10 protein-coding genes are annotated in these 21,162 nt (G+C 63.4%); 6 read left to right on the plus strand and 4 right to left on the minus strand.

Annotated elements, in window-relative coordinates; translation table 11 throughout:
- The first annotated feature begins 196 nt into the window (after nucleotides 1–196).
- The 6 genes from BLU52_RS10180 (at nucleotide 197) to BLU52_RS10205 (ending at nucleotide 4,370) form a co-directional block, all read left to right on the plus strand.
- Nucleotides 197–1,393 (plus strand): S-type pyocin domain-containing protein, encoded by a 1,197-nt coding sequence (locus BLU52_RS10180; protein WP_090283065.1) that lies wholly within the window; start codon nucleotides 197–199, stop codon nucleotides 1,391–1,393.
- Between the two features lie 18 nt (nucleotides 1,394–1,411).
- Nucleotides 1,412–1,750 carry a DUF6572 domain-containing protein gene (locus BLU52_RS10185; RefSeq protein ID WP_090283066.1) on the plus strand — a complete coding sequence of 113 codons (339 nt, stop codon included), beginning with the start codon at nucleotides 1,412–1,414 and terminating at the stop codon, nucleotides 1,748–1,750.
- Between the two features lie 62 nt (nucleotides 1,751–1,812).
- Nucleotides 1,813–2,166 (plus strand): DUF6572 domain-containing protein, encoded by a 354-nt coding sequence (locus BLU52_RS10190; protein WP_090283067.1) that lies wholly within the window; start codon nucleotides 1,813–1,815, stop codon nucleotides 2,164–2,166.
- 473 nt (nucleotides 2,167–2,639) lie between these two features.
- Nucleotides 2,640–3,011, plus strand: coding sequence for a DUF6124 family protein (locus tag BLU52_RS10195; RefSeq protein WP_090283068.1), 372 nt, complete (start codon nucleotides 2,640–2,642; stop codon nucleotides 3,009–3,011).
- Nucleotides 3,012–3,132: 121 nt separating this feature from the next.
- Nucleotides 3,133–3,492 (plus strand): DUF6124 family protein, encoded by a 360-nt coding sequence (locus tag BLU52_RS10200; protein ID WP_090283069.1) that lies wholly within the window; start codon nucleotides 3,133–3,135, stop codon nucleotides 3,490–3,492.
- Between the two features lie 374 nt (nucleotides 3,493–3,866).
- Entirely contained in the window at nucleotides 3,867–4,370 is a 504-nt protein-coding gene (locus tag BLU52_RS10205) for a trypsin-like peptidase domain-containing protein (protein WP_157720687.1), read from the plus strand.
- Here BLU52_RS10205 and BLU52_RS10210 read toward each other — a convergent pair whose 3' ends face one another.
- Genes BLU52_RS10210 through BLU52_RS10225 form a run of 4 tightly spaced genes read right to left on the minus strand, consistent with a single transcriptional unit; the run spans nucleotide 4,371 to nucleotide 20,928 of the window.
- The gene (locus BLU52_RS10210) at nucleotides 4,371–5,558 is read right to left on the minus strand and encodes an HlyD family type I secretion periplasmic adaptor subunit (RefSeq protein ID WP_408003557.1); all 1,188 of its coding nucleotides are present in this window, start codon (nucleotides 5,556–5,558) and stop codon (nucleotides 4,371–4,373) included.
- A gap of 5 nt (nucleotides 5,559–5,563) precedes the next feature.
- Entirely contained in the window at nucleotides 5,564–7,726 is a 2,163-nt protein-coding gene (locus BLU52_RS10215; protein ID WP_090283071.1) for a type I secretion system permease/ATPase, read from the minus strand.
- Entirely contained in the window at nucleotides 7,723–9,159 is a 1,437-nt protein-coding gene (locus tag BLU52_RS10220) for a TolC family outer membrane protein (RefSeq protein ID WP_090283072.1), read from the minus strand. Before BLU52_RS10220 ends, BLU52_RS10215 begins: the two co-directional genes overlap by 4 nt.
- A gap of 45 nt (nucleotides 9,160–9,204) precedes the next feature.
- Nucleotides 9,205–20,928, minus strand: coding sequence for a BapA/Bap/LapF family large adhesin (locus BLU52_RS10225; protein WP_090283073.1), 11,724 nt, complete (start codon nucleotides 20,926–20,928; stop codon nucleotides 9,205–9,207).
- Nucleotides 20,929–21,162: the final 234 nt, after the last annotated feature.

The following is a 21,162-nucleotide window of genomic DNA, read 5'->3' on the forward strand; positions in this document are numbered from 1 at the left end:
ACAGGTGACTTTGTGGTGCGCGGGCGAGCCTCTTCGCGGGCAAGCCCCGTTATGGAGTTTGTCCACGCCTCTCATTATGTGTGAGGGAGATGATTCTACGTCCGCCTGGATAGCGTCAAAGTGCCACGCGTTGCTACAGGAAATTTCACCTGTCACCCTACAAGCCGTTCAAAGGATCAGAACAAGGAACCAAGGATTGAGCGGCTATGTCCCTAACCCACCCAAGGGTTACCGCAATACTGGCGTCGACCCCGTCGACATCTATGCCCAACACTGGGCGCAATACAAAGACCTTCCGCCAGCGGCAGAAACAAAACCTGACCTCAAGGGCTGCGTCTTTGCCAAAAGCTGCAACCTGCCCGACGGCGAAATCAACCACAGCAATCCTGGTGGATTTGTACCCGTTGAGAAGCTAGCCGACTACGGGCTATGGGCCGTATTGGCCACCGGAGCAGCCATCACTGCCGAAGGCACGTCTCTTCAGCTAGTGGGCGGCTCCGCAACCGGCAGTGCCATTGCCCAACGGCTGGGTGGCTCACTTTCGCTGGGTTTACTCGACGGCGCAGGCGCCATGGCAGCAGGCGCCGCCGTGGGCACCGTCGCGCTATTGCTGCCCAACACCAGCATTGCCCCGGACAGTGCTTTCTATAAAGACGAGCAATACGCCACGCTCGAAACCGGCCGAACGCGTGTCCGTGTCAATGTGAAAACGTTGCCGGACGGCTCTGTCAGCGCATACGGCTTTTACACCGGCGGCAAAAAGGACTGGGAAAATGTTCCGGTCATCAAAGCGCAAAAAGACGGCGAAAAATTCATCGCCGACATCGGCAACGGCATAGGCCTGACTTGGACACCCGGAGTCCATCCAGATGGAGTGCTGGGAATCCCAGCCCTAGAAGGTGCCCCTCAGCTATCTCCCGTATGGGTCTACCCGCCGACACCTCAATCGGACACGTTGCTGGCCAATCCCGTTCACCCACCCGAGTTTCAAGACGCGATCATCTGGTTTCCAGAGGATACGGGGCTTGAACCGATCTACATCGTGCTCAGCACGCAGTTAGAGAAGAACAAAGCGGCAGGCGCAGCCTTTGAGGAAGAGGCGTACAGCGACTTTTCCGAAGAGATGGAAGAGTCCGGTCAACAAGTCACGATAAAAACACAGAGCGGCACCCGAACCCGTCTCGATATGATAGGCCGAGATGCAAGCGGCGACATCGCATGCGTCGAATGCAAAGCCTCTGATACGGCGCCACTAACCCGTAATCAAAAGCGGGCATTCCCGGAAATCGAACAGAGCGGTGGCCGCATCATGGGCAAAGGCAAACCCGGCTTCCCCGGCGGCACCCAAATCCCACCCACTCGAGTGGAAATCTTGCGACCGCCGCAAACATAACGAAACCAAGGAACTGAAATGTCTGTAACAGACGCCAAAACCATCGACATGTGGGGCATCCCAAAGTGGGACAACAACAAAATCATTCTGGGTATTGCTGATCATCTTGAATGGGGTGACAAGACCCAACAAGGTGAACACCTGCTTGTGCTGCAAGAGAAGATCAATAATTACATCGCCTTCATCGAGAGCGGTGAAATTTACACCGAGATACCCGGTGCGCTCGGCAAGTCGCCCGTTATCCGTGTGCAGGGTAAATATGAGCTGCCCGAGCAGGGCGAGTTGTTTGTAGATAGCGTGGCCGCGACCCTGAGGGATGTCGGAATTGGATTTGAATTTGTGCTCAAAACAGAATAATCGCGGCGCGGTCATTCCCGCAGGCCACATTCGTGCTCCCGCATGTGCCTGAAAAAGTAGACATGTCCATCAGCGAAACAAAAGTCGTCGACATCATCGCGTTGCCTGAATGGGAACCCGACACCGTCGTACTCGTCATCACCGATCACTTGGAGTGGGGCGACAGGGTCCAGCAGGGTGAGCATCTTTTGTTGCTGCAAGAAAAGATCAACACCTACATCGCCTTCATTGAAAGCGACGAATTATTGGAAAGTTACCCGTCAGCAAAAGGTAAAAAACCGAAGATTCGTATCAATGGCCTCTATGAGCTACCCGAGCAAACAGAGGCCTTCATTACGCGCGTGACCGAAATACTCAGGGTCGTAGGAATTGCTATTGAGTTCGTACTCAAAGAGGACGTGGCAGCTCCTCACTAGGGATGGGCGCCTATCGTGCCGGCGCCAGATGCGGCTAACGAGAACAGGGCCGTAAAACGGTTTCCTGACGGTAAATTAAACAAGCCGGATATCACGATTTGTCGTGCTTAAACACGACTAAGCGCACGCGTTTAAATTACACCTACTGTTACGCCATAGAGGCTACAGCGCCTTGCGTCGCTGCCTACGCGTGCTTCAGAATCCGCCGGCTTACACGGCTATCGGTCGGGCTATATCGTGTCCCTGTCACTGCGAAACAGTGATCGGGTTTGGTAGCCCGTTTCGATATCGCCGTAAGGCGCCACCTTATTCAGCCTTTTTTGTGGCTGAGCTTTATATGGTGGGCATGCGTGGGGCTCATTCGTGAGCGCCGGGTTGCGTATCGACCGGTCTACCAACCCGCGCATGGCCGCCACCCATCGTTTGGTAGCGTGGGTGATGGCTCGTTATCTACTTCGATACGAGATTTATCTATGTTCAAAGTAACGCCAAACCCTCCGGAAACCGATGCCGATCCAATCCCGTACGATCCCGCGCTGGAACCTCAGAAGATAAAAGAGGCAACCAACCGCGCTATCAATTTCTATCTCAACCCCGAAACGCTGAAAACCTCCATCCCTTCGCGCAAGACCGGCAGAATCTTTCTCATCGACCCCACGGTGGATGAAGAAACGCTACTCGTTGAAGCCTGCGAAACATTGGCGGCCGCCGGTGACATGGCCCGCGACATCGGCGGCAACATTGAGAGCCCGCAGCGGCGGTCGATGCTGATCCTGCAGCAGGTGATCACGCTCAGCGAGCTCATCGTCAACCGGGTATTGGACGCTCGCCGCACGCCGAGCTGATGTGCGCAGCGCCCAATGGTGAGGGCCAGGCCCTCACTGCCCACCCGTCGTTACGGCCATGACAGCGAGGCAGGATGCCTGCTCAAAAGCCGCCTGCAGGATTTACAAGGAGTTCCAGCTGATGTCCAAGACACCTCCCAAGCCGCCAGTCACAGACCCGGCGTCGCCTTACGAATCGTTCGATTCCAAGAAGCTGCACGAAGCCGCCGAACGCGCGCTCGACCATTACCTGGTGCCCGCGCAAATCATGGCCACCCCGTACAGCCCCAACGAGCTGTTCATGATCAACCCGCAGTCCGACATGGAAACCTTGCTGGCCAACGCCAGCGAGTCCCTGGCGTCGGCAACGGTCTTGCTCGGCAATTTTGCCGGCATGCTGGAAGGGTCGAACCGCAATGCGCTGTTGGGCATTGCGCAGATCGTCATGCTGGGGGAGTTAGCGGTGAACAGGGCGCTGGATAACGCCGTGCCACCGCAGTAGGTCAACGTCTCGCCGTGCAGGTGGGCAACCATCTGCACGGCGAGTCTGACCATGGAGGCTTCTTGGCAGACTTCGACGCCAACCATCGGCGCGGTGTCGAACCTTGGATCCAATCATTAACTCACTATATCGCTAGCAGACAAGCGGTAGTCTCAGCCTATTGCCAGAAGTAATGGCGCAATGACATATTGCAGCACCATCCCTCACTTCATGATGTGCCGAAAATGCGCCCCCTCAAGTCACTTGTTGCAGCGTCGATGCTGCTCAGCGGGTGCAATGGAATGCCAGTCGCTTTTGTTCAGGATCCTGTTTTAGACCAAGCCTTTGTCGTTCACTCCGGCGCGCCTTTGCCTTACGTGCTGATGGGTTCGGCTGTGCAATGGAATGAAGATTACGCCGTGACGGTGAAGCACATTCCTTACCTGTCGGGCGCGGTTTTTCAGGGACAGGCCGACGTGCAGTTCTTCCGGCACAAGGCCGGCAGCGTGCCGGCGTGGCGCGGCTACAAGCCGGGCGAGGAGCTGACGTCGGTGGGCTTCAATTCGCTGTACATGTCGGTCAAGGGCACCGGCCAGGCGTTGCCGGCGATGGTTCGCCTCGACGTCAAAGAGGGCAACGTGCTTTACGGCACTCATAATGGCGCGCTGGCCAAGGGCATGTCTGGTGGACCCGTGTTTTCCGCCGACGGCAAGGTGGTCGGCATCAACGTGGCGTTTCTGACTCGTGACGACGTCAGCCGGCTCAAGCGTAAAGACTTGCTTGATCAACCGCGCGTGAGCATTTTCCTGCCTTACGCCGAAATCAATCGCGAGTGGACGCGCTATCAAGCCAGCCTCGCGCCGATCGTGCCGCCGGCGACCAAGTTCGCCAGCCGCTGATCAGCGTTCGCGCAACGCTTCGCGGGCGCGGTTGAACGGTTTGATCAGGTAGTCGAGCACGGTTTTTTCGCCGGTGCGAATGTCCACCGTGGCGATCATCCCGGGGACGATGGCGAAGCGTTTGCCGGCCTTGTTGCGCAATTCATCCGACGCGGTGCGGATGAACACGCGGTAGTAGAAAATTTCTGGCTTGGCTTCGTCCTGAATCGTGTCCGGGGAGATCGTCACCACTTCGCCGTCGAGGCTGCCGTAGATCGAGTAGTCGTAAGCGGTGATCTTGACCTTGGCCGCCTGGCCCGGATGAATGAAGGCGATGTCACGCGGTGAGATGCGCGTTTCGATCAGCAGTTGTTCATCGAGCGGCACGATCTGCATGACCTGGCCGTTGGGGGCGATCACGCCGCCGATGGTGCTGACTTCGATGTCCTTGACGATCCCGCGCACCGGCGAGCGCAGGGTCAGGCGTGACAGCGAGTCGGTGCGCCCACGGATCACCGCTTCGAGCATCTGCGCCTCGGCATTGGCTTTGGCCAGGTCTTCGCGGGCGCGGACCATGTAATCGGAACGCGCTTCGGTGGCCTTCAACTCCAACTCGGAGCGCTGGCGGGTCAGGCGCAGCACTTCGACCCGGCTCGAGGCGCCGATCTTCGCCAGGTTTTCAGTGATCGCCAGTTCGCTGCGCACCAGTTTCAACGAACTCTGAATGCCGTCGAGGGTTTCCGCCAGGCCTTTGCGGCGGGTCTGGAACAGCTCGGTTTCGGCGCGGATCAACTCGGGAAAGTCCTGCAGCGAGGGATCGAACGTCAGCGGTTTTTCGCTGACTTCGGCCTGCAAGCGATTGACGCTGGCGAGCGCCGCGCGGTACTTGGCCGCGCTTTCGCCGACATTGGACTGGTTTTTCACCGGGTCCAGTTGGGCGAGAATCTGCCCGCGTTCGACCAAGGCGCCTTCGCTGACATTGAGCTGCTCGAGAATGCCGCCCTCCATCGACTGGATCACCTGTTCACGGGAGCTCGGCACGACCTTGCCGGTGCCGGTCGAGACTTCGACCACTTCAAACCACGCCGCCCAAGCGATGAAGCATGCGAGCATCAATGCGCAGCCCCAAATCACCTTCGCCCCTCCGGCGATCGCGCGCTCGTCGCGGCCGTCGAGGTAGGACATCGGGTCGGGTACGTCGGTCATCATCGTTTTCATACCGTCACTCCTTTGCCGGGGGCGCGCAACCGCGCCAGCGCTGCATCGCGATGGTCATCGATGACGATGCGCCCGTTGTCGAGGACGATGATCCGCTCGACCAGTTGCAGCACACTGACCCGGTGCGTGGCGACCACCAGCGTGCGGCCCTGGGTCCAGGTCGCGAGTTTTTCCAGCAGCAGACGCTCGGTGACGTCATCCAGCGCCGCCGTCGGTTCGTCCAGCAACAGCACCTGCGGCTGGCGCAGTAGCAAGCGCGACAGCAGCAGGCTCTGGCGCTGACCGCCGGACAAGCCGAGGCCGCCTTCAAGCACCAGATGATCCATGCCTTTGGGCAACTGACGGACGAACTCGAGCGCGCCGGTAATGTTCAACGCGGCGATGATTTCCTGATCGCTGGCCTGACCGGCACCGAGGGTGATGTTGTCGCGCAGGGTGCCGTGAAACAGCCGCGCCTGTTGCGACAGCAGGCCGACGTCACGGCGCAGGTCGGCCGGATCCAGATGCGCCAGGGCGATGCCGTCCAGTGTGGTTTCACCGCTGCTCAGATCCATCGCACCGCCCAAGGCCTGCAGCAACGTTGATTTGCCGGCGCCGTTGCGGCCGAGCAGGGCGATGCGCTCGCCGGGGCGGATGGTCAGGTCGATGGCGTTGAGCGCCGGGGCCGATTCTTCGCTGTAGCGGAAACTCGCCTGGCGCATTCGGTAGTCGCCACGAATCGCCGACAAGTGCACACGCTGGCTGCCTTCGGGATGATCGACCGGCATTTGCATGATCCGGTTCAAGCCTTCCAGGGCAACCTTGGCTTGCTGCCAACGGGTGAGCACGTGGGTCAGTTGCGCCATCGGCCCCATCATCCGTGAGGACAGAATCGACGCCGCGACGAGGCTGCCGGTGGTCAAGTCGCCGGCAATCACCATCGGCGCGCCGAACACGATCACCACGGCGAACACTCCGCCTTGCACGTTTTGCGTCCAGGCCACGAGGCTGTTGGTCAGGGTGCGCAAACGCAAGCTGCTGTCCGCCGAGGCGGCGTTGTATTGATTCCATTGTTGCTGGAAACGCTGCTCGGCCTGCAGTGCCTTGATGTCGTCGAGGCCTTGGATGCTTTCCACCAACATGGCGTTGCGCAGCGCGGCTTCGCGCATCGAGGCATTGGCCAGTTTGGCCAGACGCGGTTGCGCGACGATCCCCGGTAGCAGCATGAGCACCAGCGCTACCAATGGGATCAGCACCAGCGGCCCGCCGATCAAATAGAACACCAGCAGGAACAGCAGGAAGAACGGCATGTCGGCCAGCGCCGTGGCGGTGCTCGAGGTGATCAGGTCGCGGATCTGCTCCAGCTCGCGCAGTTGCGAAATGAACGAGCCGGTGGACTTTGGCCGGGCGCAATTGCGCAGGCGCAAGGCGTGGCCGAACACCAGATCGGACACCCGCAAGTCAGCACGCTTACCGAGCACATCGGTGATGCGCAGCCGCAGAATGCGCATGACGAAATCGAACAGCAGCGCCAGCATCACCCCGCCGAACAACACGTAAAGCGTCGGCAGCGACTCGGCTGGAATCACCCGGTCGTACACCTGCATGGAAAACAGCACGCCGGCCATGCCCAGCAGATTGGCCACCAGCGAGGCGATCATCACCTGGGTGTACGGCCGCAGGTCGGTGAGGACAATGCGGCGGAACCAGTGCTCGTCGTAGGGCTTGATGTAGTCGTTGGTGCGCACGTCGGAGACCGGTTGGGTCGGGCGCAAGATCACCGTGCGCAGCGCCTGCTCGGCGAGCACGGCCGCGGCCATCCGGCTCTGCAAGCCTTGATCGCCACTGAAGCAGATCCCCAGTTCGCCGGCCTCGCCGATGCTTTCGAGGACACCGACCTGACCGTCGCGCAGTTGCACCACCAGCGGCGTGCGCCAACGGCTCAGACTCTTGTTGTCGAACACCGCGAACTTGACGCTCAAACCGGCCTGACGGGCCATGTGCCGGAGCACTTCTTCGACGCGGCCTTCGCTGTGCACCGAAGCCAGGCGCACGCTTTCGGGGGAGACGTCGAGTCGATAGTGGCGGGCGACCTTGAGCACCGCTTCCAGCCACGGCGAATAATCTTCGTGCGCCTCGGCAGCCACGGGTTCGGGAATAGTGATGCTGGCGTCGGTCATGGCAGGATCTCGACATTCTGAATAGCGCTGTGGTCGATGCCGAAGACCCGGCGAATCGCCCCGCTGTTGTAGAAGCAATCGATCTGCAGGCGTTGCAGATCGGCCTGGGTGTTGACCAGATCGAAGCGCGACTGGTGGATTTCCTGCTCGGCGTTAAGCAAGTCCAGCAGCGGCCGGGTGCCCAGTTCCAGGTACTGGCGGCCGTACAACATGCGCGCCTCGGTGATGCTGGTCTGGCGAAACTCCAGCGAGCGCAACCGACGGTTCAGGCCCGACGTCTGCGCCTGGGCTTCCGCCAGACCCTGGCGGGCTTGCAGGCGGGCAAAGTCTTCGGCCGAGTCCGCGGCGCTCAAGGCATGCCCGGCGGCGCGGCTGCGGGCGCTGATGGCGCCGCCCTGATAGATCGGCACTTCGAGGTTGAGGAAGATCCCGACCTGGGTGCGATCGGCGCGCGAATTCTGATCGTCATAATGATCGTCGAGGTATTGATTGACCGACGGTTGCAGCGACAGGGTCGGGTAGGCTTCGGCCTTGGCCTGCGCCAGTTCGGCCTGAGCCTGGGTGCGTTGCGCGGCGGCTTGGAGGACGGCGGGCAGGGCATCGGAGATCTGCGAAGCGTCGCAGGCCTGAGTCAGCGTTGGCGCGGCGGCGTCGCTGACCCCTGGCGGCGTGCGGCGACCGAGCAAACTGGTCAGGGTCGCTTGCCAGCGTGCGTATTGCGCTTTGAATTCCTGCAACGTGGCGGTCGCGCCTTCGGCCCGGGATTGCGCCTGGACCACATCGGAACGGGTGCTGGCGCCCATGTCGTTGCGTTGTTTGGCCAGGTCGACGATGCCGCCGATGCCCTGAATCTGTTCGCGGGCGACGTCGAGCAGGCGTTGATAGCGCTGCACTTCGATGTAGGCCTTGGCGGTGTCGCGGGCCACATCGTCGATCGCCAACAAAATCCCGGCCTGACTGCGCGCCACGCGGGCGCGGGCCGCGTCGACGGAGCTGGACACCTTGCCGAAGTCGTAGAGCATCTGCTTGAGGGAAATGTTCACTGACTGGCTGCCGGCATCGCTGCCGTAACCGCTGGTGTAACCGCCCTTGATACCGCCGGTGACCTGCGGGTAATAACCGGATTCGGCGACGTTGACGCCTTCGCCTTGCTGGAACAGCGTGCCGATGGCTTCGCCTATGCGTGGATGCCAGTCCACGGCAAGGCGCACGGCTTGTTCCAGGCCCAAAGCGTCCGTAGCGGAGGAGGCCTTCGAAGCGGGGGCAGGGCGCTGACGGCTGTCATTGCCTGCCGGTTGTTGCAGTTGCGCCGGGCTGATGCTGCGCAAACTGCTGTCGAGATTGTCGTCGGCGCGAACGCCGACGGTGAAAGCGGGGTAGAGGCCGATGGTCAACAGGACCACCGGCCATTTCTGGCGAAAAACTGACTCCACAGACTTCCCTTACTGTTGAGAGACGGACGTTGCTGATGCCTTGTTTCAAACCACTTGAATGCCGTTTTGCACCCACAAGTGGTGGCTCGGATCCTCCTGTGCCGTGTATTGAACATAGTCGATGCCGTCGGCCTGCTGCGCGCCATCGGCGATCCAGCCATCGGTCATGTGCACGCTGTCCTGGTCATCACCCTTGATCAGCAGGGTGTTGTTGTCAGAGGAAGTGATCGCCAGCAGATCGCTGAGGTTCAACGTCAGTGACACCGCACTGGAATGATTAAGGTCGAGGATTTCGACGTTGTGGATCTTGCTCTGCAGATCACCGAGGTTGATCGCCACGTCGCCACCAGCCCAGAGCAGGGTGTCGGTGCCGCTGCCGCCATCGACCGAGGTGAATTGCTGGTCGGCGATGACCAGCGTGTCATCGCCGGTCCCGCCTTGCAGGGTGATGGCGCCACCGTGCGAACCGTCGAGGGTGTCGTTGCCATCGGTGCCCTGGATCAGCTCGCTACCGGTAGTCGCGCGAGCGAGACCGAGGTCATCGCTGGCCACCGCCAGAAACGCGGTGCTGGCAAAAGCGCCGGCGTTGTTCAGGTCGATGGTCAGCGTGGCGGTGTCGACCGTGCCGTTGGGGTGCGTGAGCTGATAAGTGAAGGTGTCTTCCTGACCGATCACTGCATCGGTCAGCCCGGTCTTGAGCGTGTAGGTGTAATTGCCGTTGGCCTGGACCAAAAGTGTGCCGTAGTTGCCGACCAGCGAGACGCCGTTATATCCCGGCGCCACGTAACTGCCGGCGACCAGCACACTGAGCAGGGTGTACACCGAGCCCAGCACATCGGCGCCGCCGCCCGCGGTGTCGGTGAGCAGGTTGCCGGACACCGGCGTGTAGCTGCCGACCACAAACTGGTTGGTGTAGGTCGCGACGTTGATCAGGCTGGTGTTGACGCTGGTCAGCAGGCCCAAGCCGCCGACCGCCACCCGCACCTGATAAGTGCCGGCGGTCTGGTCGTCGAACTTGATCCCGTAGTTGCCACCGCCGAGATTGAGCAGCGCGTTGCCGCCGTAGCTCTTGACCAGCACGTACTGGTTGGTCGCGGTGTTGAGTTTGTACAGGCCCACCGTCATCGAACCGAGCAAGGCCAGCAGGTTGCTCGAGTTGACCACCACGGTCAGATCGCTGACGGTGTCTGCCGCAACCACCGTGTTGTAGTTGCCGCTGCCACCGCCCAGCAACACGTTGAACGTGCCGAGGGCGGAATTAGTGGTGACTTCGCGGTTGACCAGCGTGACGTCAGTCGAGGCGATGTCCGCCGTGGCATCCACCACCAGTGCGGGAGTGCCGAGGTTGGCGTCGTTCCACACTTCGGTGGCTTGCGGGCTGTCGATGCGCACGTACAGGTTGGCGGTGTCGCTCAAACCGTTTGGGTGCACCAGCTGATAGTTGAACACGTCGACTTTGCCGACGCTGCTGACGCTGCCGTTGGGCTTGTAACTGTAGTTGCCGTTGGCGTCGATGGTCAGCGTGCCGTACAGCCCTTGCACCGTGGTGCCGGCCCCGGCGCTGACCCAGGCGCCGTTCTTGAAGATCTGCAATTGCGCGCCGTTGTCCGGGCCGGTCTGGTCGGCGGTGCCATCGACGCCAACGTTGGTGATGACGTTGCCGGTCACCGCTGGCCCGGCGACGCCGTTGAACTGGGTCAGGCTGCTGACGTCCAGTTGCAGCTGCGTGTTGACGGTGGTCAGCACGCCGATGCCAGTGCTCGACACGGTCAATCGGTAATCGCCTGACAGCAGGCTACCGATGTCGACCCGCACCCCTTGCCCGGTCAGGGCAATCAGGTCGAGCAGACCGCTGCTGCCGTTGACATCGAGGGTGACCCAGTTGCCGCTGGCATCCTTGACCTGCAACGTGTAAACCACGCCATCGAGCAGCGAGATCAGACTGCTGGTGGTCAGCGTCAACGTTGGATCAAGCCGCGAACCACTGGCGACACTGAAGGTGAAGGTTTTCGAGAAGCCGGCCAGCAGCGTGGTGAACGAGTCGTTGAAGGTCTGCGACGCGGTGGCCGGGGCGAGGGTGACGGTGCCGACGGCAAGGTTGTCGCTGGCCACCACCGGTGCGTTGACGTCGATATCCGGCGCCGTGACATTCGCGGCAACCGAGACGTTGCCACGCGCATCGCTGAGGTTGACGGTGAGTTTTTCACCGTTGATCTGCGCGCTGTTCAGGACAATGCTGAACACCCCGAGGTTGTTGACCGTGCCGGTGCCGAGCACAGTACCGCTGGCCGACTTGATGGTAACGGTTGCGCCGGCCTCACCGGTGCCCGTGACGGTCAGACCGTCAGCACCGACCAGCAGCGCCGTGGCGGCAGCGGGCGGCGTCAGGTCGGGCGCGGTGGCGCTCGCCGCGGCCGACACGTTGCCGCTCGGGTCAGCCTGGGTGACGCTGAGCACCTGGCTGTTGATCTGCGCCGAGGCCAGCACCACCGAGAAGCTGCCGTTGGCCGCGACGGTGGCCGTGCCGAGCACCACGCCGCCGGCACCACGCACACTGATCGTTGAGCCGGGCACACCGATACCGGTGAGCAGGGTGCCGCTGCCATTGACGCTGACGCCGGTCGGCGCACCGGGCGCGGTGACGTCCGGCGCCGTCAGGCTGGCGTTCGGCGACAGGTTGCCGGCCGGATCGACCAGGCGCACGGTCAGGAGCTGGCCGTCCAGTTGCGCGGTGTTCAAGTTGAAGCTGAAGGTGCCGCCACTGCCGACTGTGCTGGTGCCGAGCAGCGCGCCGCCCGGGCCGTAGACATTCACCGTCGCGCCGGCTTCGCCAGTGCCGCTCACGGTCAGGCCATTGGCGGCCAGCGCCAGACCGGTCGCCGCGACCGGTGCCTGGGTGTCATTGGCTGTCAGGTTGAATACCGGCGACAGATTGCCCGTCGGGTCCGCCTGTTGCACGTTGAGCTGTTGACCGTTGAGTTGGGCACTGGACAGTTGCACGGTGAAGGTGCCGCCGGCATTGACCACCGCAGTGCCGAGTACCGTACCGGCGGCGTTGGTCACGCTGACCGTGGCGCCGGCTTCACCCGTGCCGCTGATCGCCAGCCCGGTGCTGTTCAGGGTCACATTGCTCAACGCTGCCGGTGCTGTGGTGTCGGCGACGCTGAGACTGGTCGATGGCGAAACGTTGCCCGCCGCATCGCTCTGGCTGACGCTCAATTGCTGGCCGTTGAGTTGCGCCGAGGACAGCGTCACCGAGAAGGTGCCATTGCCCGCCACGGTTGCCGTGCCCAGCACCGCGCCCCCGGCACCGCGCACGGTGACGAGGGCACCGGCTTCACCGAGCCCGCCCAGCACCAGCCCGCCGCCGCTGAGCACCAGCGCGCTCGGTGCTGCGGGAGGCGTGATGTCGGGTGCGGTGACGTTGAGACCGGGCGAGGTGTTGAGGGCCACATCGGTCTGAGTGGCGTTGAGTAGCTGGCCGTTCACCTGCGGCGCATTCAGTTGCGCGCTGAACGTGCCATTCGCCCCAACCACCGCTTCACCCAACAACACGCCGCCAGCGCCGGTGATTCTCACCGTTGCGCCGACTTCGCCGCGACCGCTGACCAGTGTGCCGCTGGCATTCACCGCCAGATCGCTGAGTGGCGCGGGTGCCGAGGTGTCGTCGGCGGTGATTTCGGTGGGCAGCGAAGCGCCGCCCAGCGGCGTATTGGCGGTGACCTCAAGGCTCTCACCATTGGTTTGCGCAGGCGTCAGCACGATATTGAACGTGCCATCCGGACCGGTGACTCCGGTGCCGATCAGGCTGTTGTCAGCGCCGAAGACGTTGATGGTGGTGCCGATTGCTGCGGTGCCGGTCAGCGTCACGCCATCGCCCGACAGGACCAGATTGCCCGGTGCGTCCGGCGCCGGAACAGCCGGTACGTTCAGGATGGCATCAGCGGAAACGTTATTGGCCGCGTCCGTCTGAATGACGGTCAATACCTGGCCGGCCGTGATGCCCGGCGTCAGTGTGACCAGGAACGTACCATTGGCCGCGACCGTGGCAGTGCCGACGACAGTGCCGAGCGCGTCGGTCACCTCGACGCTGGCACCGGCCTCACCACGCCCGGCGAGCTGGGTCAGATCACCGCTGATGGTCAGGCCGGTGACGGCATCCGGATCCGTGATATCCGGCACCGGGAAGGACAGCGCTGGCGATGCGTTCAGCGCCTCATCGGTCGCGATCACCGACAACACCTGGCCGTTGGTCTGGGCCGGGTTGAGCGTGACCGTGTAAGTGCCGTTGCCCAACGCCACAGCAGTGCCCAGCACGGTGCCAGTGGCCGACAACACCGTCACGGTGCTGCCGGCTTCGGCAGTCCCTGTGAGCGAAACGCCGTCCGCGGTCAACGATGTGACGGTCGGCGCGAGCGGCGCAGTGCTGTCCGGCGCATCGACCAGAGCGGGTTCGGACAGGTTGTTGTTCGCGTCGGCCTGAACTACGGACAGCGTGCGGCCATCAAGTTGCGCCGCGGACAACGTGACGCTGAAATTACCGTCGGCGGCTACCGTTGCCGTGCCGAGCACCACCGCGCCGTCGCGCACGGTGACGATCGCGCCGGGCTCGCCGGTGCCGGTCACGGTCAGGCCGTCCTGGCTGACATTGAGGTCGGCGACCTCCAGTGGAACGGTGGTATCGCCCGCCTGCAACGGCGCGGTGGGGGAAGTGTTCGAGGCCAGATCCGTCTGGTTGACGCTCAACTGCTCGCCGTTCACCTGTGCGGGGTTGAGGGTCACACTAAAGGTGCCATTGGCGGCCACGGTTGCCGAGCCCAGCACGGTGCCGGTCGCGCTGAGCACGCGCACGGTGGCGCCGGCTTCACCGTTGCCGGTCAGAGTCAGGCCATCGGGCGTGAGCACAAGGCCCGCGGGGGCGGCTGGTGCGGTGACGTCCGGCGCTGTAACCGGCGCTACGGGCGAAGGGTTGCCCGCTGCATCGCGCTGGATGACCGACAGGGCTTCACCGTTGAGCAGCGGCTGATTGAGGGTCACGCTGAAACTGCCGTCCGCCGCGACCGTGCCGGTGCCGACGATGGTGCCGGCCGCGTTGGTGATGACCACTTGCGAACCCGCCGCGCCGGAGCCGGTGATCAGGCTGCCACTGGCATCGATCGCCACGTCCGTCAGCGCCGCTGGCGGGGTGCTGTCGGCAGCCACCAGCGTGCCAGCAGGCGAGGTGTTGCCGGCAGCATCTGCGAGCTCGACGAAGATCGCTTCGCCATTGGTCTGCGCGGGTGAAAGGGTGATCTGGAACAGACCGTCACTGCCGACCGTGCCGGTGCCCAGCACCGTGCCGTCGGCCAAGGTCACGCTGACCTCGGCGCCGACTTCGCCACGGCCGGTGAGCGCGTCGCCGGCCACGTTGATCTGCAGATCCACAGGCGTGGCGGGCGGGGTCAGGTCCGGTGCGGTGACCGGCACCGGGGCGCTGACGTTGCCGGGTGGATCGGCCTGCTGCACGTTGAGGATCTGTTCGTTGATCTGCGGCGGGTTCAACGTCACGCTGAACGAGCCGTCAGCGAGCACCACGCTGGTGCCGAGCAGGGTGCCGTTGGCATCGCGCACGGTCACGGTCGCGCCGGGTTCGCCGGTGCCGGTGACCAGCGCGCCCGAGTTGTTGATGTCGACGTTGGCCAGCGGGTCGGGCGGCGTGAAGTCAGGGGTGGTCAGGCTCACCGCAGGCGAGTCGTTGCCCGCCGCGTCGGCCTGCACCACGCTGATCACTTCGGCATTGCTCAGCGCCGGGGTCAGCGTCAGGGTGAAGGTGCCGGTCGGGCTGACCAGCGCAGTGCCGAGGACATTGCCGTCGCTGTCGATGACCCGCACCTGCGCGCCCGGTTCGCCGCGCCCGGTCAAGGTCGCGCCGTCGCCGCTGATGCCCAGTTGCGACACCGCCGCTGGCGGTGTGCTGTCGACCGAAGTGAACGGTGTGGCTGCCGAGGTGTTGCCTGCTGCGTCGGTCAGCGACACGGTCAACGCCTGGCCGTTGGCTTGCGGCGTGGTCAGGGTGATCGCAAAGCTGCCGTCGATGCTGACGGTGCCGGTGCCGACCAGCGCTCCCGCGGCGTTGAACACGTTGACCGTGGTCCCGGCCTCGCCGGTGCCGGTCAATACGCTGCCGTCATTGCTGACTGCCAGGGCGGCGGGTGGGTTGGGGGCGATCAGGTCCGGGGCGATCAGGTTGACGCTGTTGGATTCGTTGCCAGCGGCATCGGCCTGGCTCAGGCTCAGGGTTTGCCCCGAGGTTTGCGCCGGATTGAGGGTCACGCTGAAGGTGCCGTTGGCCGCCACCACTGCGCTGCCGAGGACGGCTCCGCCGGTGCCAAGCACGGTCACCGTGGCGCCGGCTTCACCGCGTCCGGTGAGGGCGATGCCGTTCGGCGCGAGGCTGAGTTCGCTGAGTGGCGTTGGTGCGGCGATGTCGGCCGCGGTGTAGTCGGTAGGGGACGAGTTGATCCCCGTAGTCGACGTCGCCACCGCAGACAATTGCTCGCCGTTGAGTTGCGCCGCATTGAGAGTCACGCTGAAGGTGCCATTCGCTGCGACCAGCGCAGTGCCAAGCAACACGCCCGAGGCATTGCGAATGCTTACGGTGCTGCCAGCGGTGGCGGAGCCGGTCAGGGTCAGGCCGTCGGCGCTGAGGGCCAGATTGGTCGGCGCGCTTTCCGCCAGATTGCCTGGCGCAGTCACCGGAGTCGCCGGGCCGCTGTTGCCGGCGGCATCGATCTGCACAACGGAAAGCGTCGAACCGGCGACCGCCGCGGGCGACAAAGTGATGCTGAAATTGCCGTTGTTGCCGACAGTGGCAGTGCCCAACAGCGCACCGCCAGCGTCACGCACTTCGACGCTGGCGCCGACTTCACCGATACCGGTCAACGTCACACCGTTGGCGCTGACCGCCAGATCGTTCGCCGCCACCGGCGCGGTGATGTCGGCGGCGTTGACGATGGCCGGAGCGGAAGGATTGCCCGCCGCGTCCGTGGCCGTCACGTTCAGTGACTGGCCGTTGGCTTGCGCGCTATTGAGCGTGAGCTGGAACGTGCCATTGGCGGCGGCGGTGGTGGTGCCGAGCAAGTTGCCCTGGCTGTCGCGCACGGTCACCGTGCTGCCGGCCTCGGCGTTACCGGCCAGTTGAACGCCGGCGGCGTTCAAGGTCAGCCCGCTCGGAATGGCTGGCGGGGTCAGGTCTGCCGCGATCACTTCGACGGCCGTCGACACATTGCCCGGCGGGTCTTCCTGAGTAACCGTCAGCACCTCGGCATTCAGCTGTGGCGTGCTCAGGGTGACGCTGAACGCGCCGCCGCTGCCGACCTGCGCGGTACCGAGTACCGTGCCGTCGGCGCTACGCACGGACACGGTGGCGCCAGGCTCGCCATGACCGATCACGGTCACACCGTCGGCATTCACCACGACCTGCGTCAGTGCAGCCGGAGGACTGATGTCGGGCGCGTTGAGGCTGGTCGATGGCGAGACATTGCCGGCAGCATCGGTCTGGCTGATCGCCAACGCTTCACCGTTGGTGGGCGCGGGCGCCAGCGTCACGCTGAACGAGCCGTCGGCGCCGACCACAGCGCTGCCCAACACCGTGCCGCTGGCGTTGGTGACGTTGACCGTCGCACCGACTTCGCCGGTGCCGCTGAGCGTAGTGCCGTCGGCGCTGATCAGTGGGTTCTGCACGGCGGCGGGCGGGGTGCCGTCAATAGTGAGCACGCCGGTAGCGGTGGAAGTGTTGCCGTTTGCATCGGTCAGGGTGACTTGCAGGGTCTCGCCGGTGGTCTGCGCGTTGGGCAGGGTGACCTGGAAGTTGCCGCTCTGATCGACCAGACCGGTGGCCAATACATTGCCGACGGCATCGCGCACGGTCACGGTGCTGCCGGCTTCGCCCTGGCCTTTGACCACGGTGCCGACATCATTGATGGTGACCCCGGTTGCGGCGGCGGGCGGCTGCAGATCAGTGGCGATGAGGCTGGCAGGCTGCGACAAATTCCCAGCGGCGTCGCTCTGGATCACGGTGAGCGACTGGCCATTGAGCTGCGCTGGCGTCAATGTCAGGCTGAAGCTGCCATTGCTGGCAACCAGTGCGGTGCCCACCACCGTGCCGTTGCTGTCAGTGACGGTGACGGTCGCGCCGGCTTCGCCACGACCGGTCAGCGCACTGCCGGTGGCGTTCAATAGCAGATTGCTCACCGCCTCGGGTGGCGTGCCATCGGCGGCCGTTACCGTGCCCGGTACGGAGACATCGCCGTCAGGGCTGGTGGCGGTGACTTGCAGCACTTGCGCGTTTATCTGTTTGGCATTGAGCAACAAGGTGAAGCGGCCGAATTCATTGATCAGGCCTGACCCGAGTACATCGCCGTTACTGTTGGTCACGGTCACCGTGCAACCGGGCGTTCCTGCGCCGGTGAGGGTGAAACCGTCGACGCTCAAGGCGAGATCATTCGGGGTCGCGACTTGAGAACCGTCAAGACCTGCCAGCGGAACGGCCGGCGAATCGTTGCCGCCGCCGTCAGTGCTGATCACTTCCAGATTACCGCCAGGCTCGGCCGGTGGACTCAGGGTCACCACGAAGCGGCCATCCGCACCCGCCGTCGCGGTGCCCAACACCGTACTGCCGCCGGGGATGCGGACGGTGACCAAGGTGCCGGGCTCGGCGAGGCCGGAAACCTGATCGCCTGCCGGGTTGATCGCCAGATCACTGACCGGCGCCGGTGGGGTGTCATCCGGTGCAGTGACAGCGCCTGGCAATGAAGCGTTGGTGCCGTCCGACACCACCACTTGCAGGGCTTCGCCATTGGTCTGCGCGGTATCGAGGTTGACCGTGAAAGCGCCCGTGCCGTCAGCGGTTGCGGTGCCGATGACGTTGCCGTCGGCGTCGAGCACCTGGACGGTATTGTTCGGCTGCGTGGTGCCGCTGACCGTGGCACCCGCCGGGTCGATGATCAACCCGGTCGGCACTGGTGGGGCGGTGACGTCCGGTGCGGTGACCGGGGTGGCCGGCGAGGGCAGGGTGCTCGCATCGGTTTGAATCACGCTCAGCACCTGGCCGTCGAGTTGCGCCGGGCTGAGGTTGACGGTAAAGCTGCCGTTGCTGGCCACCAGCGTGGTGCCGAGCACCGTGCCATCCGGCGCGGTGACGGTGACGGTGCTTCCGGCCTGGCCGGTACCGGTCAGTGTCACGCCGTTGCTGTTCAAGACGAGATTATCGGGTGCCAAAGGAGCGGTAATGTCTGCCGCCGTTAGCGGGGTGCTGGGAGAAACGTTGACGCCATCCGATTGGCTGACTTGCAGCGGCTGACCGTTGGTCTGCGGGCTGTTCAACGAGATCGTAAACGCACCGTTGCCGTCAACGATCGCGGTGCCCAGCGTGTTGCCGGCCAGATCCTTGACCGACACCGTGGCGCCGGGCTCGCCGCTACCGGTGAGTGTGTTGCCCGTCGGATCCAGTGCCAGATCCGCAGGCGCTGTGGGAGCTTGAATATCGGGTGCCTGAACCGGCACCGCCGGCGAAGCCGACGTCGAGGCGTCAGTCTGCACGACGTTCAAATTCTGGCCATTGGTTTGCGGCGTAGGAAGATTGATCTCAAAGCGGCCATCGCTGCCGACCACGGCAGTTCCCAAGACCATGCCGCCGGCGTCGGTGACGGTCACGGTGGCGCCGGGTTGACCGTTACCGGTAACCACAGCGCCATTAGCGGAAATGTCCACATCGGAGACGGCAACCGGTACCGTCAGATCGGGCGCCGTGACGTTGACCGGCGCCGATGGGTTGCCGTCGGCGTCAGTCTGAATCACTTGCAATTGTTGCGCGTCGGTCTGCGGCGTCGAGAGATTTACGGTGAAGTTGCCGTCGCTGCCGACCGTGCCGGTGCCGATGATATTGCCCGCCGGGTCGCGCACGGTGATGGCGGCGCCGGCCTCACCCTGTCCGGTCAGCGTCTGCCCTTGATTATCCAGGGTGACGCCCGTCAATGGCGCCGGGCCTTGGGTGTCAGGCGTTACATAAGTCAGCGGGGCGGAAGTGTTGCCCGCGCTGTCGCTGGCGCTGATCTGCAGGGTTTCGCCATTGTTCTGTGGCGGGCTCAATTGCACGGTGAAGGTACCGTCAGCGCCGACCACAGCGGAGCCGAGCACGTTGCCATTGGCATCACGCACGGTTACGGTGGACCCGACCTGGCCGCGGCCTTTCATTTGCGCGCCATCCACGCTCAAATCGATATCGCTGGGCTGCGTCAGACCGTCGAGGTCGACCGCTATGACGGTCACCGCCGGCGAAGGATTGGCAGCAGCATCGGTGAGTTGCACGCTGAGTGCTTCACCGTCGATTTGCGCCGCGTTGAGTGGCACCGTGAACGAGCCGTCCGCCGCGACCAGCGCCGTGCCGAGCAAGCTGCCTTGAGCATTGGTGACACTGACCGTGCTGCCGGGCTCGCCGCGGCCGGTGACCGTGAGGCCATCGCTGCCGACGGACACATCCGTGGCGGCAGCGGGGCCGGTAATATCCGGTGCATTGAATGTCGCCGCAGGCGATTGCGCGCCAAGGCTATTGAGCGCGACAACGCTGATCACTTCACCGTTGGTTTGCGCCGGGCTGAGTGTCACCGTAAAGCTGCCGTCAGCACCGACCGTAGCACGCCCGAGCACGTCGCCATTGGCGGCCCGTACTTCAACCGTGGTGCCGGTCCTTGCAGTACCGCTGAGCTGGCTGCCGTCACTGCTCAGACCGAGATTGGCAGGCGTTTGCGGTTCGACAATTTCCGGTGCGCTGACTGTCGCGCCCGTGGAGATGTTCCCGGCCGCATCGATGGCATTGACGGTCAACGGCTGTCCGCCGGTTTGTGCCGGGCTGAGCGTCACGCTGAAAGTGCCATCCGCCGCCACCACAGCGCTGCCCAGCAGGGTGCCATCGGCCGCGCGCACCTGAATGGTCGCGCCGGCTTCACCGCTGCCGGCGAGTTGCGTGCCATTGGCGCTCACGCTGAGATTGGCGGGCGCGGTGGGCGCAGTAGTGTCCGGCGCGGTCACCGTGCCCGGTGTGGACACATTGCCCGCGCCGTCAGTCAGCGTCACGTCGAGGGGCTGGCCGTTGGTTTGCGGGGTGTTCAGGTCAACCTGGAAGCGTCCGTCAGCACCGACGGTGCCGGAGCCCAGCAGATTGCCGGCGGCATCGCGTATTTGAACCACACTGCCGGCTTCGCCGAATCCACTCAACACGCGGCCATCGGCTGACAAGCTCAGACCGGTGGCCGGGGCGGGCGGCGTCGCGTCGCCATTGCCGCCGCCACCGCCTCCGCCACCACCACCGCCCGCAGCCGCCGCCGCGCCGCCCGCGCCCAGCAGGCCGAGCCCGGCGATCGCCCACGCGGGTGTGGCGCCATCAACCACGCCGACACCGGCGATCAACTCGTCGAGAGAGCCGATTTCATCGAAGGTAAAACCATTGAAGGGTTCGGCGTTATAGCGCGCCTGCCACAGCGTGGCGTCATCGCCCTGGAACACAATGTCATTGGGTACGCCGTCGGGGCTGGTGACAAAGAAATTGGTGATTTTGATCTGCTCGCCAGACTTCAGATTCAGGATCAAATCCTGACCGCTGCGACTGGTTGAAGCCAGTTGTTCGGGCCGGGCCGGAATTTGTACAACTGAAGGCTGATTGAGCTGAACGTTACCCCAGTTCTGCGCGGTGAGTTGAGAACTGGCTTTGTCGGCGATAACGATGTTGTCCATTACTACTCCCTGTTAGTGCATCGGCGTATGGCCACGGCTATAGGGAGAACCATAGATTGGGAGGGGGGGTTGGGGGTGTCTGTTATCTGACGGACATTTCGTACAGTTCAAATGAAGGCTATTAACTTTATGAAAAAAAACGTTAATTCATGCGTTGCCGTTTGTCGGAACGTTGGATCCAACCGTTTTTGCGATGCAACAAAATGTGTCGGTTATGATTTCTACAGCAGACTT

The sequence above is a fragment of the Pseudomonas granadensis genome (genome assembly GCF_900105485.1).
In the GTDB taxonomy this organism is placed as follows: Bacteria; Pseudomonadota; Gammaproteobacteria; order Pseudomonadales; family Pseudomonadaceae; genus Aquipseudomonas; species Aquipseudomonas granadensis.